Below are 17,733 nucleotides of genomic sequence, written 5' to 3'. Positions count from 1 at the left end.
CATTATTCCGTCACCCGCCCCTTGGAGTTCCCGTCGTGCGTACCGCCGCCGTGGTCGGCACCGGACTGATCGGTACATCCGTCGCGCTCGCGCTGACCGCCCGCGGGGTCACCGTGTATCTGCGCGACCGGGACAGCACCGCGGTACAGACGGCGGCGGCGATGGGCGCGGGCCTGGAGGCGACGCCGCCGGAGCCGGTGGACCTGGCGGTGCTCGCGGTGCCGCCGGGGCGGGTCGCCGAGACGCTGCGGCTGGTGCAGGCGGAGCGGCTCGCGCTCGGATACACCGACGTGGCCAGCGTCAAGGAGCAGCCGCTCCGGGAGATGGCGGAGCTGGGCTGCGACGCGAAGTGCTACATCGGCGGCCATCCGCTGGCCGGGCGCGAGCGCTCCGGGCCGCTGGCCGCGCGGGCCGACCTGTTCGACGGCCGGCCGTGGGTGCTCACCCCGTCGGCCGAGACCGACACCGAGACGCTGAACCGGGCGCTGGAGTTGGTGTCGTTGTGCCGCGCCGTGCCGGTGGTGATGGCGCCGCGCGATCACGACCACGCGGTCGCGCTCGTCTCGCACGCGCCGCACCTGGTGGCCGCGCTGATGGCCGCGCGCCTGGAGCACGCGCAGGACACCGACACCCGGCTCGCGGGCCAGGGGGTGCGGGACGTGACCCGGATCGCGGGCTCGGATCCGCGGTTGTGGATCGACATCCTGGGCGCCAACGCGAACGCGGTCGCGGACGTGCTGGCCGGGCTGGCGACCGACCTGGACACCGTGGTGGGCGCGTTGCGCTCGCTCGGCGCGGAGGACGAGGCCAAGCGCGAGCTGGGTTCGCGCGGCGTGGAGGCGCTGCTGCGGCGCGGCAACGCGGGGCACGGCCGGATCCCGGGCAAGCACGGGCAGCCGGCCGCCCGGTACGAGGCCGTCCCGGTCATCGTCCCCGACCGGCCGGGCGAGTTGGCCCGGCTGTTCGCCGACGTGGGCCGGGCCGAGGTCAACATCGAGGACATCCGGATCGACCACGCCCAGGGTCGTCCGGCCGGTCTGGTCGAGCTTCAGGTGGACCCGCGGCGGGCCGAGGCGCTGACGACGGCACTGCGGGCCGGCGGCTGGACCGTACAGCGCTGAACCCGGGGCCGCCCGCCGGTGCCGCCCGTCGACCCGGCGGGCGTCCCCGGTGCATGCGCGGCGGGTCCGCCCGGGCAGCCCGGGCGGCGGCGCCGACCGGCCTCGGCCGGCCCGTGCGGCCGGCGCCGCCCGGCGGGTTCAGCGCGGCGGGTTCTGCTCCGCCCAGCGGCGCCCGAGTTCGGTGCGGAAGTCCTCGCCCCATTGGGAGTTCAGCAGGATGTCCTCGATCAGCGGGTTCGGCGAGCGGTCCCGGCGGTCGGAGAGCACGCAGATCGCGATCTGGCGCAGCACACCCTTGGTGTCGGTCTTGGGTGCCAGCACCACCACGAGCAGCTGTTCGAGGAGCTTGCGGGTGCGTTTGTCGCCCGCGCCGGCCGCTTCGAGGCGGTCGCCGAACTGCTCTGCGTCCAGCAGGGTTTCGCGCATCGCCAGCAGGTCGCCCGGGTTCCAGGCCTCCGGCGCGAGCTGTCGGCGGCGCTGTTCCAGGCGCGTGGTCAGCCGGTCCGCGATCACCGGCAACACCCGCAGGTCGGCGAGCCGTAGCGCGACCGCGAGCGTGACGATGTTGTCGATACCCGCGACCTCGGTCTTGGCCGCGCCGCCGCCGAGCGCGCGTTCGCGCAGCGTGGGCTTGTCCGGGAGCCGCTTGACCGCGCGCCGTATCTTGTCCACCTCGGTGTCCGGGATGTCGTACTCGGCCCACGCGCTCCACGGCGCGTTCCCGGCGCTGGCGGGCAGCGCGCCCGGCGTCGGCGGGCTCCCCGTCGCGGCGCCGTGCGCACGCTCCGGGTCGGCGTCCGGTTCGGTGTCCGGGTCGTCCTCGGTGAGCGGCAGTGCGGGTATCGGCAGTTCGCCGCGCTCCTCCTCGAAGCCCGGCCAAGGCCCGGTGAAGGCGTCCTCGATCTCCTCGAACACCGCGCCGTCGTCGGCGTACCAGATCACGTCCGGGGTCTCGGTCGGCTCGGGCGGCTCGACCGCGCGCGCCGGCTCCGGCGGCGTCTTCGCGGCCACCGTCGGGCGGGGCACCCGTTCCTTCGCGGAGACCGTCGTCCGGGCCGGCTCCGCCGTGTACGGAAAGGCCGGCTCCTCCTCGGCGGCGCCGGCCACCGTGACCACCCGCGGCTCGCGCCCGACCCGCTCGCTCCGCTCGGCCCGCTCGACGCGATCGGTCCGCGCGACGCGCTCGGTCCGCTCTGTTCGCTCTGTTCGCGCCGTCGACTCGGCCCGGGCCGCGCGGGTCGGCGTCGGTGCGGCTTCCGCCGGCTCGGCGGCCGGCACCCGGGGCGCGGCGGTCCACCGGCCCAACCGGGTGCAGATCTCCCGCGACCGCTCCTCGGCCCGCTCGTGCGGGAGCCGGCGCAGGTCGAGCATGCCCTCCAGGAGTTGGTGCACGCCCGACCAGTCGGTGTCGATGTACCGGCTCACCAGCAGCGCCGCCGCGTGCGCGTGCACATCCGAACCCGCCTTGGGCTCGTCCCGGGCCAGCAGCCGATAGCGGCCCGCCCACGGCTGCGCGTCCCGCGGCCGGCGTGGCAGCACCACGAACCTCGGCTTGGCCGAGTGGTCCAACGTCTCGAACGTGGAGAACGTGAAGGCCCCCGGAACCAGCCGCGGCAGCAGATCGGAGAGCCCCCACAACACCGGCACCGGGTCGATCCCGACGTCCGCCTGCTGAAACGAGAAGAATCGGCTCGGATGCCGCAGCACCGCGGCCACCGCGACCTCCAGCAGGTGGGCCTGGTCACGGGCCCGCCCACGGAGCCGTTCGGCGTGCCCGTCGAGCGCCGCCTCCACGACGTCCCGGGCCAGCGGCGCCAGTCCGTAACCGCGCGGGATGTCCTCCAGGGCCGTCTCGCCCACCCACACCGCTTCCTGGGTGAGCACCAGCGCACGATGCGGGCCCAGGTCACGGCCCGGGTCCAGGAGCACACGCGCGTTGTTGCCCTCGACCACGTACTCGCGTCGGATCACCGCGGCGCCCCGACCGGTGTGCACCAGCGCGACACTGGTCACCGGCGCCCCCCGGTCGTCCACGTCGACCGCCACATGCTCACGCAAGTCGTCGTGCCAACCCAGGAGTTCGTCCCGGGACACCGACGAGGCGATCGGCCCCAGCCCACGCCCACCGAGCAGGCTCTCGTCCTGACGTCGGTAGACGATCTGCCGAAACCCGCCCGCGTCGGCAGCGACCGGCGGATGGTTCCCTCGCGGCTGCGCCGCCCGTGGCGTCATGGCTGGCTACGCTTCCGTCCTGTCATGGCGTGATACCGAGTTCCTCGAACAGCAGCCGGCCGCATTCGCGCTGGAGCAGCCCGTAGCAGTCGGTGGTGGACATCGCCCGCACCAGGATGCGTTGGTACGGCGTCCAGTCTCCGTCGAACGTGCGAAGTCGCATGACCGTGCCCGCCAGGCCGGCGACGAAGTGCGGAAAACGGTCGCTGTCCTGGGCGACCATCCGCGCCATCTTCTCCAACAGGATGTGCAGCAGTTCCTCCTCCACGTCGCACCCGGCGAGGACGGGTATGCCCTCGTGCAGTCGGCCGAGGATCTCGCCGTAGGCGCGCAGGGAGCGCCATTCGCGGCGGGGATTCGCGTACTCGCGATCGACCTCCACGGCCAGGCGCCAGATCACCGCTTCCAGCAGTGGCGGCTCGACGAGCAGCAGGGCCGCCGCGAGCGAGCCGGTGTCGGCGCGATCGATCGCCCTGCCGACCCTGGGCGTCTCCTGGCCGCCGTTCTCGGCCATCAGTTCGGCGGCCTGCCTGAGCGCCGTCAATCCGTCCCGGGTGGCCATCAGTTCGTCCCACACGTCCCAGTCCCACGTGCCCCGCGCGGAGCGGGCCGAAGTTTCCCGCGGCAGTCCGGGGCGGATCGGCTCGGTGGACGCCGGGCGGGCCGGCCCGGACACGGTGGGACCACTGCCGACCCGGCCGGTCCACGCCGCCAACCTGTCGCCCAGGTCCCCGGCCCCGGGGGCATCCCGCCCGGCCCGCGCGTGGCCACCCGCCCGATCCGGCCCGTCCGGATCGAAGTACCGGCCCGGTCCGCCTTGTTCGCATTGTTCGTCCTGCTCATCCTGCTCGTCGTGCTCCTGGGTGAACGTGTCCGTGTACTCGACCGTCCCCAGGTCCTGCGAATACCCCAGCTTCGACCACCCCACGACCGGGCTGTCCACCCCACCCGCCGGGTCGTCCCGGGACGTGCGGCCGGCCGTCGGCATCGGGGGCGTGGTCCGGCGGGCAGGGCCGACCACGTGTTCGGCGCGGTCCAGGTTCGACGCGTGGGTACCCACCGCGTCGTCGACTTCCCGCAGCGTGCCCAGCATTTCGTCCCACGACCACTCGCAATAGCGGCTCACCAGGATCCGCGCGGCCCGGCGGAACACGTCCTGTCCCGGTTCGGCGCGCGGGTCGATCCGGACCCGGTTGGCCGGCTCCGGGGTGTTGGGCCAGCGCGGCACCAGCACGAAGCTCGGTTTCATCGCCGCGTCGCTGGTCTCGTACGTGGAGAAGGTCCTCCCGCCCGGCGCCACCCACCGGGCCAGGTCGAACACCCCCCACAGCAGCGACACGACGTCTTCGCCGACATGCTCGGTGAGCAGCGTGAACTTGTGCCCCTCGTTGCGCATCACCGCCGCGAGCACGACCTCGACCAGTTCCGCGTTCTCCCGCGCCTGGGCGCGGATCGTCTCGTGCACGTCGGCGCGGTACGCCTCCGGGCGGATCGACGCCGTGCCCAGCGCGGCGTCGTCGCGCACGTCCGAGCTCGGGATCCCCGATCCGGTCAGCCCGCCGCCGTAGCGGTCGTGCAGCCACACCGCCGCCAGCATGGTGTGCGGCCGGATCATCCGCTCCGGGTCGAGCAGCACGTGTGCGTTGTTGCCGGGCCGGTTGCTGGCGTGTATGGCGGCCTCGCGCAGGATCAACGCATGCCGCTCCCCCGGCAGGTGCACCTGGCACATGCTCCAATCGGGGGTCTCCGGCAGCGAACGGTCCATCGAGACATGGCTGTTCAGGCCACGGTCCCACTCCTGGACCAGCTCGCGGTCGAGCGAGCCGGCGACCGGGCCCATGCCCTGCCGGCCGAACAGGTCCCCGTAGCTCCAGCGGTACACGACCTGATCCAGCGGATCCCGCTCGTCCGCTCCGGTCTCCCACGCCATCTCACACCCCCACGCGCTCGACCCCGGCCTGATCGAGCATGTCGCACATCGCCAGGATCGACACGACGGGTTCGAGAACACGACGCGGCCGGATGCCGCCGGGGAAGCGGCCGTCCCGATCGCGCGCACCGGTGGCCGACACGAAATGCATCGTGCAGCGCCGGAATTCCTCGAACGGGCTGAGCCAGGCCACCGCGTCGTGGGCGTACAAAAACGAGTACACGTCGCGGCTCTCGGCGGCCACCCGCGCCGGATCCACCCGACCGGGCCTGGGCGGGTGCGAGCCCAACCAGGCGTCCACGGGCGGCTCGAACCGGATCAGGTCGGACTTTGTCACCGCGACCGCGACCGGCTGGCCGAGCAACTCCGCGGTACGCGGCAGTCGGTCCATCACCGCGGCGAAGGTCCGGTCGCCCCGGCGGACACCGGGCGAGTCCTCGCCGTCGCCGGTCAGCCGGCGCAACTCGGGCAGGTCGACCGCGACCACCGGGTCCACCACGAACACGAACGCGTCCGCCGCGGCCAGGAACTGCATCTCGCGACCGCCCCTGGCCAGGTCCTCGCCGCTGACGTCGAAGAAGGCGATCGGCCGGGTCCGGCCGGCCGAGCGCAGCAGCAGCGCGTCGGCGAACTGGACGAGGTTGCCCTGGTGGTTGACCGTGGTCGCGAGCATGGTCCCGCGCTGGAGCGGATCGACCCGGTTGCGCAGGTAGTCCTGATGCTGGTCGGGATCCACCGGCGCGTGCGTCACGCCGTACGGACGCAATCCGCCGGCGTCGATCTCGGCGATCATCGCGGCGAGCAGGTGCGTCTTGCCGGAGAGGCCGTCACCGATCAGCCCGATCACCAGCGGCGGTTCGTGGATCAGGTAGTTGGTCGGCAGGTAGTGCTCGCGCTCCTCGTCCCCGGCCGGGTTGGGGCAGCGCATGAAGGTCGCGCGCAGCCGGTCGTGCCGCTTGACCGGGTCGGTGACCGTGCTCAGGTCCACCCGTTCGTAGCGCAGCCGGTCGTCGCGCTCGTAGAGGTCGTTCTCGTTCCACCGGATCAGGTCCAGGCAATAGGGACAGCGCACCTCGGGTCGATTCGGGTCGATGGGGCCGGTCGCCGGGCCGGCGACCGGTGGTGCGGTGGAGGGCGGCGTCCGCGGCGGCACGCGCGGCATCTCGCGGGTGCCCGGCTCCGGCGGCTCCGCTCGGGCCGCGCGCGGCTCGGGCCGTTCACGCGGCTCACGCGGCTGTTCACGCGGCTCGCGCGGCTCGCGCGGCTTGGCCCGGGCCTCCTGACGGGCGCCGAGCGCGTCCAGTCGGCTCCGGATCTCCTCGACCCGGGTGCCCTCGGGCAGCGTGTGCACCTCGGTGGGCACGTTGAGCAGCCGATGGAAGCCCGCCCACCCCTCGCCCACGTAGTACTTCACCATCCGCCGGGCGAGTTCGCGATGCGCGTCGAACGGCTCGTCGCGTCCGGTCAGATCGACCCGCACCCGGGTCCCGGGTCCGGCTCCGGGCACCCGGGGCAGGGTGACGAACCTGGGCGCGCCCTGGGGGTCGGGAGCCGTGTCGTCGACCTCGAAGGTGGAGAACGTCCACGGCCCCGGCAGCAGCGCGGTGAGCAGGTGTTGCAGGCCCCACAACAGCGCCGTGGCGTCCTCGGCGGTGGCCGGCAGCAGGGCCACCTTGGCCCGGGGCCCGCGCAGCACCGCGGCGGTGAACACCTCGAGCGGATCACCGAGCCGGCGGGCCCGCTCGTGCAGGTCGCCGGCGGCGAGTTCGAACGCCTCGGCCAGCCGCTCGTCCGCGAGCGGCTGGAGGCCGTACCCGGCCGGGGTCCGGTCCGGGTCCAGCGCGCCGGGGGCACGCGCCTCCAGCGCGCCCCACGCGATGGCGTCGAACGGCGCGATGCTGTCCCGGGGACCGACCAGGACGTGCGCGGAGTTGTTCAGCCGCTGCCGGCGAGCGTCCGCGGTGAACGCGCGGCGCACCAGGGCGACGCCCAGCGGGGTGTCGAGCAGACACACGCTGGAGGCCGGGCAGGCGGGGTCGCCGTAGTCCATCGTGACCGCGTCGGCCAGCCGGGTGCGGGTGTGCCAGCCGAAGAGTTCGTCGCGGCTCAGGGACGTGGCGACCGGGACGATGCCGCGGCGCCCGAGCAGCCCGTCGGGGTCCCAGCGGTACACGATCTGATGCAACATCAGCCGACCTCACCTGCCGTCGCGTTCAATTCGGTTGGTTCTTTCCGAAGAGCCGGAACCGACCCGGCCTCGGCTCGGACACCGGCGGATTCGCCGGTTTGGGCGGGATGCCGGCCGGCGGCGGGGCGAAGGCGGACCGCGGGCCGTCGGACGCGGCCGTCGGCGACGGCTGCCCCTCCAGCGGCATGCGCTGCCGTTTGCGCTGCAGGGCCGCCTCGTAGCCGCGCCGGCCCTCGGCGAGCGGGTCGTACTGGGCATGGCCGTGCACGTACGGGTCCGGTTCGGCGAGTCGGCGCAGCACCTCCGCCGCGCCCGGCCGGCGCTGCGCGTCCGGCTCGAACACGCCCTGGAACAGGTCGAGCAGTACGCCCTGGCTCTCCACGCCGACCGGGATCATGCCCTGGCGGACCGGGCGGGAGGTGGTGACGTGGTAGGCGACCTGCGCGGCCGACCACAGGTCGTCGCGCGGATCGGCGGGTCCGGGTCCGCGCAGTGGGCCCGGCGCGGCCCACAGCGCGGTGCCCAGGCTGCTGCGCGGCTCGCCCGCGAGGGCGGCGTGGTCGAAGTCGGCGATGTACAACCGGCGCTGCTCGCGCTGCCAGCGCACGCTGGTGGGGGTCAGGTCGCCGTGCACGACGCCGGCCGTCTCCAGGTGGCGGACGGTACGAAAGAGCGCCCGCCGAAAGGCGTCCTGCTCCTCGGTCAGCAGCTTGCCCACCACGTCCTCGGCAGGCGGGCAGGGCACCGCCTCCAGCAGCAGGAACGGCTCGACGCCGTCGAAGTCGTGCCCGGCGATACGGGCCAGCTCACGCGGATGGTCGGCCGGGCCGAACGTGCGCGCGAGCCGCAGCAGCACCCGGATCTCGGTCTCCAGGCCCGCCTCCGCGCCGACCCGGCGACGTGCGTCCAGTGGCCCCAGGCGCTTTTGCACGAACGTGCTGCCGTCCTCCACGTCCCGCACGTCGCGGATCCGAAAGGGTCGGCCGGGAGCGACCGGCCGGTCCGGGCCGAACTCGACGCGGCGTTCCACCGACCGGCCCTCGGGGTCGGTGTATCCGAGCTTCTCCTCCCGGGACTCGCCCACCGCGCTCACCGGGCCCGTCCGTCGTCGTGGCCGGCGGTCGATCCGCCCGCGTGGTCCGGGGCGCCGTCGGCGCTCTCCTCCCACATCCGGGCGTCGTCCACCGAGCCCGGCAGCAGCGGCAGCAGGCGCAGCACGCCGGCCATCCGGCCGGCGCCGGTCCACACCAGTTCGTGGTCCATGAGATGACCGTCGCCGCGCTCGCGCAGCGCCTCGCGGACCGCCGGGCGCACCCCGCGCGGCGCGAAACGCACACTGCGGATGTGGGTGGGGACGTGGTCGAGCAACATCAACTGGTCGGTCGCGCACAGCTGCAGCATGGACCGGTCCGCGGGCTGGGCGAGCAGCCCGGCGATCCGGTCCGCATCGCCGCCGGCCGCGTTCCCGACATGCGGGCGGTCCTGGGTGCGGCGGGCGAACGGCGGCGCGGCCTGGATCCCGTGGTGCGCGAGGTGGTCGGCGTACGAGCGCAACACGCGCCGCAGTTCGCGTTCCGTGCCCTGCCTCGATGCCTCCGCCGGGTCCCCTTCGAGCAGCGACCACATCGGTTCGAACGCGGCGTGCAGTCCGTCCACCAGGTCGCCGAGCACGACGTCGTACAGGCTCGGGCCGGCGCTCGGCGGCGGCGTCGAGGGCGGCGCGGGCCGACCGGGGGTCGGCGCGGTGGCGGTGCCGTAGCCGGTCGCGGCCGACTCGGGAGCCGCCGACTCGCCCACGAGCTGCCGCTCGATCGCGGTCGCGTTCTCGGCGAGGACCTTGGCGCTCTCCTCCAGCAGCGCGGCCAGCACGATCGCCCGGTCCACCGCCTCCCGACGCGGACCGGCCAGCGCCCAGTCGTTCCACACCGTGCGCACGAGCAGCGCGTGCAGTGCGTGCAGAGCCCGACCGGCCGCGCCGAGCGCCAGCGTGCGCTCCCAGCGCCGCACCCGCACCGTCCAGTCCACGCCGGGCAGCACGAGGAGCACCGCCAGGCCGAGCACGAGGGCCAACGGACCGACACCGGTCGGCGGCCCCCAGGCGCGCCCGGCGAGCAGCCCGCCGACCGCCCCGATCAGCGCGACCAGGCCGGCCGCCACGATCATCGACAACGCCTCGGCGGGCAACGTCGCGCCGCCCCCTCGATCGGGGCGGCGCAGCGCGATCAGGGTCGATCCGAACACCGCGAGCAGCACCGCGAGCACGGCGCCGAGCACCGCGAAGGCGGGCCACAGCGCGATCAGGAACGAGCCCGCCAACAGCCCGCCGACGACCCCGACATGCGCCGGACCGAGCGGGAAAGCGGCCGGGCGCAGGTAGTGCGCGAGGAAGCCGTCCGAGCAGGTCCGGTCCACCTCGTACGCCCGCGACGCGCCCGCGCCGGGGCTGATCCGGTCGGCCAACTCGCGCAGCCGCTCGGCCAGTCCGCGCAACCCCTCGGGTCGGTCGAAGGCGGCGGCGGTGCGCTCGCGCAGCGCGCCCGCCACCGAGGTGACGCTCAGTCCGGGCGGTTCGGGGATCACCACCCCGACCTGGTCCAGCCAGGCCCGTCCATCCGCGTCGAAGCCGGCCGCGCCCTGGCCCACGGTCTGCCGGACCAGGTCCCGATATTCGCCCAGCGCGGTCGCGGCATCGGTGATCCGGTCGTGGATCGGCGGTCCTTCGCGGCCGCCCGAGCCGTACAGCGCGAGCGGACCGGCCAGCACCGACAGGCTCCGTTGCGCGTGCCCGAAGCCCTGGTCGGCGTGCGCCCACCGGGCGCCGAGCGGGCTGTCGGCGCGCACACATTCGCGGACGCCGCCGGTGGCCGCGGCCAGTCCGGCGCCCTGGCCGTCGGCGAGGGCCGCGAGCGGCTCGGGCCACGGCTCGTCCACCCCGCCCTCGGCGCCGACCAGCCGCTGTGCCGCGCGGATCCGGGCCCGCTGTACCGCGTCGTCGCGGATCCGGTGCACGAACGCGTTCAGTCCCGGCGCGGCGATCGAGCGAGGCATCTCGGTCACGCCGGCCAGCACGTGGTCGAAGACCTCCGGTTCGGTGAGCACGTCCACCAGCGGCGCGAGCGCGTCCGCGTCGTCCGGCCGCAGGGTGGTGCCGGGCGCCCGGCCCGGCGCCCAGTCGGTGCCCCGGACGTCGCCGACCCACAGCGTGGCCGCGTCGCTGCCCACGAGTTGGCCCGGGCGGCGCAGGACGACCGAGCCGTCCACGGGCGAGCCGACCGCGACACACACGACCTTGATGTAGTCGCCGGCGAAGATGCGTTCGTACGCCCGCCGATGGGCGACCAGTTCGTCCACGGAGTCGAGCACCAGCACCCGGTCGGCGGCCACGTTCAGGGTGCCGGCGGGCACCCGGGTCCGCGCGTACGCGGTCTGCACGTCGGCGAACCGCCGGGCCGCCATGACCGCCTCGTACTCGGTGCGCAGGTCGACCACGACCACCAGCGGGCGCGGCACGCCCGCGTCGACGGAGTCGGTCACCAGCCACCTCCGGGCAGCTCGCGGTCGTCGTGTTCGTCCGGCAGCGGCAGGGTCCGGTCCAGGCCGTCCAGGCGCACCGTGCGGTCCGCGGGATCCGCGTCGCCGCGCCCGCCTTGGTCGCGCGGGTCGAACGGGCCGCGCGCGTCCCGGGCCCGATACGGGTCGTGCGGATCGTCCGCGCCCCGGGCGGGCGGCGGCACCCGGGTCTCGCGCGGCTCCCCCGGCTCGTACGGATCGTAGGGGTCGTACGGGTCGCGTCGGGGCCGCCGCTCGGCGGTCGGCGGCCGGGCCGGGCCGTCCCGATCGTCGCGGCCGCGGTCGCGCCGCTCGGGCGTGTCCGGGTTCGGCCGACGCGGGTCGCGAGTCTTGGGCAACTCGTGCGGGTCGCGCTCCCGTGGCCACTCCTGCGGATCACGCGGCGCGCGGTCCCGCCACTGCGGCGGACCGCCCGGCTCATGCTCGTCCCGCCGCTCCCGCGGGGCCCTCGGCTCCCTCGGCTCGCGGCCGTCCCGCCGATCCGGGTCGTCCTTGTCGAACACCGGACCGCGCGACTCGCGCCCGGTCCGCCGCTCCCACTCCCGGTCGTCGCGGTCGTCGTCCCGGTCGTCCCGGGTCTGCCGCGGCAGTCGCGGCTCCCGGCGCTCGGCCCGGTCCTCCGGCTCGTCCCGGTCGTCGCGCACCCGCTCGGCCGGCCGCCGCTCCCATCCCGAGTCGCGCTCGTCCCGCTCCCGCTCCCGCTCCCGATCCCGGTCCCGGTCCCGGTCCCGCGTTCCCTGACCGCGCAGGTCGCCGCCGAACCCGTCGTGACCCGAGATCGGATCGTCGTACTCCAGCTCGCGCAGCGAATCCCGGGTGCTGCTCTGGTGGGGGAAGGACAGGTCGAGTGCGGCGGGCAGGGTGACCTCCCACAGCCGCAGCAGTTCCTCCGCCCAGCCCCGACTGCGCTCCGGCAGCCGGTCGCGCAGTTCCTTGAGCACCCTGACCTGCCGCGGCGCGACCTCGTGCACGAAGTGCCGGTACAGCGGCGAGGGTTCGCGCACCCGCGAGCCCAGGCCCTCGGGGTAGGTGAGCATCAGCTGCTTGGCGAACTCCCGGCGCACCGCCGCGTCGTCGGTCAGCGTCCACTCCTCGTAGGCGCGCAGCAGGCTGCCCCACGAGGAGGCCCGGTCGAACGGGCGCAGCGGCAGCTTCATCACGGTCGGTCCGTGCGGCAGCCGGATGTCGATCACCTCGGGCGAGGACCGGTCCCCGCGCGCGACCTCGATCTGCCCGTTCCACATCGCGCACAGCAGCCGGTGCAGGATGTACGCCCGGTGTCCCTCGGTGGTGGCCAGCCAGTCGTAGGTGAAGCCCAGCCGCTGGCGCCACTTGAGGAAGTCGACCGGGTCCTGCCGGTCCAGCGAGCGCGACCATTGCGCGAGCACCTGGCGCACCTCGGGCACCTCGGTCAGGCTCATCGCACTGCGGAAGAGCACCACCACGATCGATTCCTGCTCGACCGCGCGGAACTCGATCTTGCGGGACGGCTCGTTGGGGATGTTCAACATGCGTTCCAGGTACTGCCGCACCTCCATGTCGTGCGAGGTGCCCGGGTGGGCGATCAGCACCTTGAGTTCGCCGCTGCCCTCGGGCGAGAAGCCGTTGGGCAACATGCCCGCGAGCTTTTGCACGAACTGTTCGAGGTCCTCCTCGCCCACCGCGGCGCCGCGTCGGGTCGCCGCGCGGGTGAGCAGGTCGCGCACCGGCGGCAGCAGCGGCTGCGCGTTGAGCTCGCCGGCCTGCACGAACAGGGTCTTGACCTGCTGCTTGATCTGGTCGCGCACGTAGGCGACGGCGACCGGGCCGCCCTCGCGCTCCTCGCCCAACTCGTAGGCGCGCTGCCAGATGCCCGCGCCGAGCAGCTTGCCGACGATCTGCGCGGCGCCGGCCGTCTCGGGCAGCCGCTCACGGTCCACGAAGCGGCGCAACACCTGGCGGTAGAACGACTCCAGGTTGCCCTGCGGCGGCAGCAGGTAGGAGACCCCGGAGCGCTGCCGGTACAACTCGCGGGTGGCCCGGCCGAAGTTCGCCTCCTCCTGGTCGCGGTGGTCGTTGAAGGCCTGCCCCAGGCCGTCCACGACGTGCCGCAGGTAGACCATCTTGCGGTCCCACACCTCGGCCTGACCGCCCCACTGGGCATGCCAGTTGCGCCGCGAGCGCCACTCGAACCACTGCTGCTGCGCGCTCAGCGCACGCTGCACCTCGGGGTCGCCCCACTTGGCCTTGACCACCCCGCCCGCGCGGTCCTTGATCGCGGGTATGTGCGGCGCGTTCACGGTGATCCCGGGCGGCGGCGTCGGCTCGGTGCTGCAGTGCGCGAGCAGCCCGGCCACCCCGGGCCGGTCCGTGTCGCTGTACAGCCGCCGGTCGCCGAAGAGCACCCGGCGGGCCCGGAACAGGTCGCCGTCGGACAGCAGTTGCCGAATCCCTCGGGCGTGGTTGAACTCCTCGGCCAACTGTGCGGTGTGCGCCCGCAGTTGGGCCTCCTGCTGGCGCAGCGCCTGCTCCATCGCCCGGGTCCGCGCGTTGAGCGCCTGCATGATGCCCGCCGCGCCCTTGGCCGGCGACGGGTCGGCGACGTGCGGCGGTGCGCACAACCACAGTTCGCCCAGACCGGACACCGACATGAAGGACTTGATCTGCTCCAGGTTGGCCTCGGAGGACACCCGCACGTCCGAGGTCAGGTCGCGCACGGCCTGGGCGAGCATCCGGCCGGCCACGATGTCGGCGAGTTCGTCCACCGGCACGGTCATCGAGGCGACCAGGCTGGTGGACACCCCGCACGCGCCGATCCCGCTCGGTGCCGGGATCTCGCGGCGGACCCCCTCGTTGATGAAACTGTCCGCGAACGACTGGTACAGGTCGCCCTGGATGACCGCGTTCTCCAACTCGGGCCCGCCCGGGTTGAGTCCGGTGCCGATCAGCGACATGACCAGGGAGACCACCGAGCGGTGCAGGTCCTCGCGCTCGATTCCGCTGGTGCGGCTGAACAGGAAGCCGGTCTGGACGGTGCCCGCCTTGAGCCGGGTGGACTCCAGGCCGGGATAGCGCACGGCCAGGTTGCCCGCCGGCGCGCCGAGCCCGGTGTCGAGTTCCTCCTGGGCGTACTGCCCGTTCTGGTCGTCGACCAGTTGGAACAGGTCCAGGAGCGCTCGGCCGGCGTTGAGCACCGCAGGGCGTCCGCCGCCGCGTTCCTCGTCGAAGGCGGACGGCATCAGCACCAGCGGGTAGATCTTGATGCCGTCGTAGCCCTGCGAGAAGGCCTCGCCGATCAGGTGCAGGTAGTCGTAGAAGATCCCGCACCCGGTGCCGCCGGCGATCGAGAAGGCGACGAACACGTCGCACGTGTTGCGGTTGTTCTGGCTGCCGCTGAGCGCCATCAGGTGGTCGTTGCCGTTGCTGATCAGGCCGACCGCACGACGCAACGGGTCCATCGCGGGCGCGAGTCCGTGCCGGAAGGTCTCGAACAGGGCCGCGCGCCCGACCGTGGGCAACTGCCCCGCGCCGCGCCGCAGCGGCGTCACCCGCGGCTCGCCCTCCCGGGCGGGCAACCACGGGATGGTCTCCTCCGCCGCGTTGATCCGCAGCGAACGGGCCACCTCGGGATAGGTGTTCAGCGGCGGCACCAGCTGGGTGGTCAGGTGTGCGTTGCGGTCCGCGGCGGCCCGGTGTGCGGGCGGCGCGGCCCGCAACCGCTGGCGCTGCAACTCGTTCTCGTTCAGGTCGGCGTAGACGAACTGGATGCAATTGGGCAGCTGGTACGGAGCCAGTTGGCCGCCGAGCCGCTGCATCAGGCCGGTGCCGTCGGCACCGCACAGTTCCTCGCGCAGCCGTCGTTCGAGTTCGGCTCCGATCAGACATCCGGTACCGCCCAGCCCCACGAACAGCATGGACTGGTGGATGGACATGCCCCTGCGGCCTTGCGCTGCCACGGGCCCTCCTCGAAAAGTGCGTGACGTGCGAGTTCAGGTGCCGGGACCCCGCATCCCGGCCGGTACCGCAACAGCACTAGCGCGGGGGGCCGTAGCCGAACGTGGTGTCGTCGGGGCCCGCGCCCGGCCCGGGATCCGCGGCGGGTCCCGAACCGTACGGGCCGTACGGGTTGTACGGCCGGTCGGATCCGTAGGCATCCTCGCCGTACGGCCGCGGGGGCGCGGTCGCGGGCGCGGCGGAGCCGTACGGGCCGTAGGGCTCACCCGACCCGGAACTCCCCCCGTCGGGCGGCCCGTTCCGGACCCGGTCGTCCGTGAAGCCGAGCGCGAGTCCGGGCTCGATCTCGGTCGGCCGACCGGTGTCCAGGTGCAGGTGTGCGCCGAGCGGCGTCTCCACGTCCATCGTGCCGGTCGCCGCGGTCCGCCGCACGATCCACGCGGTTCCGGGCTCGTGCTGGTACAGCGGAATCAACTGGGGCGGGAAGCCGGTGGTGTCCAACCGGAACCACATCGCCTCGGCGCGCTCGTCCAGCGGGCGGGTCTCCACGCCGATCGGCTGCCCGTCGCGGTACAGGCGCAGCGCGATCGGTCCGATCCGGCGTGCCCGCTTGCGCCGCTTGGCGAGGTAGCCGAGCAGCCCGAGCAGCAGTGCGATGAGCACGATGCCCCCGATCACCAGCCACAGGTACTCGTCCCAGAACCCGGGCGGCGGTTCGACGGTGACGGTGCGGGTGGTCTCGAAGAGCACCTTGTCGCCGTCACCGGTGTCCAGCACCCGGACCCGGCCGGTGTGGTCGCCCTTGGTGATGCCCTTGCCGAACGCGAGCTCGAAGCCGAACTCGTCGGACCCGGCCGTCACCCGCTGCTCGGCGCCGGTGATCCGCAGCCCGGTGCCGGCCGGGAAGTCGGCGACCACCCGCAGGGTGTGCGGCCTGGTGTCGTTCACCTTCCAGGACACGGTGCCGGCGACGCTGCCGCCGGGTTCGATGGTGCCGTCGCCCCACTTGATCTCGGCCGAGACCGCGGCCGGTCCCCCGCCGAGGGTGACCGTCTTGACCTCCCGGGTGCCGGCCACGCCCGGTGCGCTGATGGTGCCGGTGAAGCTGACCTGGCCGGTGATCCCGCCCGGGATCCGGTAGTCGCTGGAGAACTCGCCCTTGTCGCCGGGCCGGAGCGGGATGTCCGCCTTCAGACCCGGTCCCTCGACGTGTCCGGAGACGGTGACGCCCTTGAGCGCGGCCGGATCGGTCAGGTTCTTCTCCCGGGACTGCAGGAAGACGCTGAACTTGACCGGCTCGCCCGCGCTCGGCTGGGGCGGGTTGAGCTGGACGTAGGACTTGACCACGCCCTGCCACAGCGCGGCCGCGCTGACCGGCCCGGAGAAGCCGTCCGGCGCCTTGAGGTGGATCCGCCACTTGCCCGCCACGGGATCGGTGATCCGCAACGTCTCGGTCCGCGAGCCCTGCCCGCGCTGTTCGGTGCCGGGCGCGTTGTCGACCCGCTTGCCGTCCGGATCGAAGAACGTGGTCTCGATCCGCTCGTTGGCCTTCTGCACCTGGATGACCACGTCGGTGGCGATCGCCGGGATCGTCACGTTCAGGTCGGCCTCGCCGTTCACCTCGGTCGAGTCGGTCTGGGTGACACCGGCGCAGCGCGCGGTCCCGAACGCCTTGCGCAGGGTCTGCACGACCTCGCCGGAGTCCTTGACCGTGACCGCCGTGGGCTTGTCCTCGGGCCGTTGCGAGCACATCGACGGCGCGCCGCCGTCCGCCATCCGGGACAGTTGCGCCGCGTCGATCGCGCTGCCGAAACCCAGTGGCCAGATCTGTACGCCCGCCGCCTTGGCCTGGGCCAACGCGGCGGTCAGGCTCTTGTCCAGCTCGCCCGGGATCCGTGCGGCGTCGTTGCCGTAGCCCTCGCCGGGCGAGACCGCCATCGCGCCGTCGGTCAGCACGAACAGGACCCTGGGCTGCCCGGCGGGACTCGCCGCCAGCATGTTCACGCCCTGCCGGATCGCGGCCGGGATGTCGGTGTTGTTGCCCTCCTGGTCGGTGCGCGCGTGCAGCCTCTCGGCACACTTGGCCGCCGCCGGATCGGACACCGCGGTCATCGGGCAGACCACGTCCACCGCCGGTTTCACGCCGGCGCCGCTGCCGAAGCCGACCACCCCCACGCGCGAGTCGGGCGAGAGTTCGCCGATCGCGGCCAACGCCGCGGCGTCCTTCTCCCGGTCCAGGTCGGCACCCTTGAGACTGCCGGACTCGTCGACCAGGATCGCGTAGGAGATCGGCGCGACCTTGAGGCTCGGATCGCCCACCGTCGGGTCCGCCGCCCTGGCCGTGCCGGGCGTCAGCGCCAGTGCGAGCGCGCCGAGCAGAGCTGCGGTGGCCAACCGTCGTGGACGCCGTGTGGAGGGCGCCGGCCGTGGCGCTCCCCGGCGGACAGGCAGCACCAAAGTGGTGTCCCCCCTGCTGTCGGCCCCGCGGGCGCGAGGCACACCTCGGGTATTCGGCAACGTTCTAGCAGCAACGTGGGGGGTTGCGGGCACCGATCGCGATCACTGGCACACGCTCGGTTCCGAACCGTTATGCGGCCTGGGCCCGGGCACCCCCGTGCGGGCTTCCACGATGCACCATCGGGCAGTCCGACGGAACCGAATCGGCCGGATACGAACAACGGCCGCAGCGGTTCCACCCATAAGTGGAACCACTGCGGCCGTCAAGGCAGTTGGCTGCCGATGCCGAATGCGACGGGGTT

8 protein-coding genes are annotated in these 17,733 nt (G+C 73.5%); 1 reads left to right on the top strand and 7 read right to left on the bottom strand.

Annotation, left to right across the window (positions count from 1 at the left end; translation table 11 throughout):
* Positions 1-35: 35 nt before the first annotated feature.
* Positions 36-1,121, top strand: a complete 1,086-nt coding sequence (locus ACFZBU_RS30590) for a prephenate dehydrogenase (RefSeq protein ID WP_391586923.1) — start codon at positions 36-38, stop codon at positions 1,119-1,121.
* Between the two features lie 138 nt (positions 1,122-1,259).
* On the opposite strand, the gene ACFZBU_RS30585 is transcribed toward ACFZBU_RS30590, so the two are convergent.
* The 7 genes from ACFZBU_RS30585 to ACFZBU_RS30555 all read right to left on the bottom strand — a co-directional run bounded on the left by ACFZBU_RS30585 (position 1,260) and on the right by ACFZBU_RS30555 (position 17,368).
* Positions 1,260-3,353: a hypothetical protein gene (locus tag ACFZBU_RS30585; RefSeq protein WP_391586922.1), complete on the bottom strand. Its 2,094-nt coding sequence runs from the start codon at positions 3,351-3,353 to the stop codon at positions 1,260-1,262.
* Positions 3,354-3,375: 22 nt separating this feature from the next.
* The gene (locus ACFZBU_RS30580; RefSeq protein WP_391586921.1) at positions 3,376-5,283 is read right to left on the bottom strand and encodes a hypothetical protein; all 1,908 of its coding nucleotides are present in this window, start codon (positions 5,281-5,283) and stop codon (positions 3,376-3,378) included.
* Between the two features lies 1 nt (position 5,284).
* Complete coding sequence (locus ACFZBU_RS30575) at positions 5,285-7,471, bottom strand: hypothetical protein (RefSeq protein ID WP_391586920.1); 2,187 nt, start codon at positions 7,469-7,471, stop codon at positions 5,285-5,287.
* Between the two features lie 25 nt (positions 7,472-7,496).
* Positions 7,497-8,564: a hypothetical protein gene (locus ACFZBU_RS30570; RefSeq protein WP_391586919.1), complete on the bottom strand. Its 1,068-nt coding sequence runs from the start codon at positions 8,562-8,564 to the stop codon at positions 7,497-7,499.
* Positions 8,561-11,005 carry a hypothetical protein gene (locus ACFZBU_RS30565; RefSeq protein ID WP_391586918.1) on the bottom strand — a complete coding sequence of 815 codons (2,445 nt, stop codon included), beginning with the start codon at positions 11,003-11,005 and terminating at the stop codon, positions 8,561-8,563. Before ACFZBU_RS30565 ends, ACFZBU_RS30570 begins: the two co-directional genes overlap by 4 nt.
* Complete coding sequence (locus tag ACFZBU_RS30560; RefSeq protein WP_391586917.1) at positions 11,002-14,976, bottom strand: tubulin-like doman-containing protein; 3,975 nt, start codon at positions 14,974-14,976, stop codon at positions 11,002-11,004. Before ACFZBU_RS30560 ends, ACFZBU_RS30565 begins: the two co-directional genes overlap by 4 nt.
* Positions 14,977-15,052: 76 nt before the next feature.
* Positions 15,053-17,368: a VWA domain-containing protein gene (locus tag ACFZBU_RS30555; protein WP_391586916.1), complete on the bottom strand. Its 2,316-nt coding sequence runs from the start codon at positions 17,366-17,368 to the stop codon at positions 15,053-15,055.
* Positions 17,369-17,733 lie beyond the last annotated feature (365 nt).

This window comes from Embleya sp. NPDC008237, from assembly GCF_042956465.1.
Taxonomy (GTDB): Bacteria; Actinomycetota; Actinomycetes; order Streptomycetales; family Streptomycetaceae; genus Embleya.
The sequence above is the reverse complement of the archived record's forward strand: the minus strand, read 5'-3'. Positions and strand labels throughout refer to the sequence as shown.

What these genes read in the sequence shown, in the direction of transcription:
- ACFZBU_RS30585 (WP_391586922.1), bottom strand. Translation starts at nt 3,353, where the DNA reads ATGACGCCACGGGCGGCGCAGCCGCGAGGGAACCATCCGCCGGTCGCT.
- ACFZBU_RS30580 (WP_391586921.1), bottom strand. Translation starts at nt 5,283, where the DNA reads ATGGCGTGGGAGACCGGAGCGGACGAGCGGGATCCGCTGGATCAGGTC.
- ACFZBU_RS30575 (WP_391586920.1), bottom strand. Translation starts at nt 7,471, where the DNA reads ATGTTGCATCAGATCGTGTACCGCTGGGACCCCGACGGGCTGCTCGGG.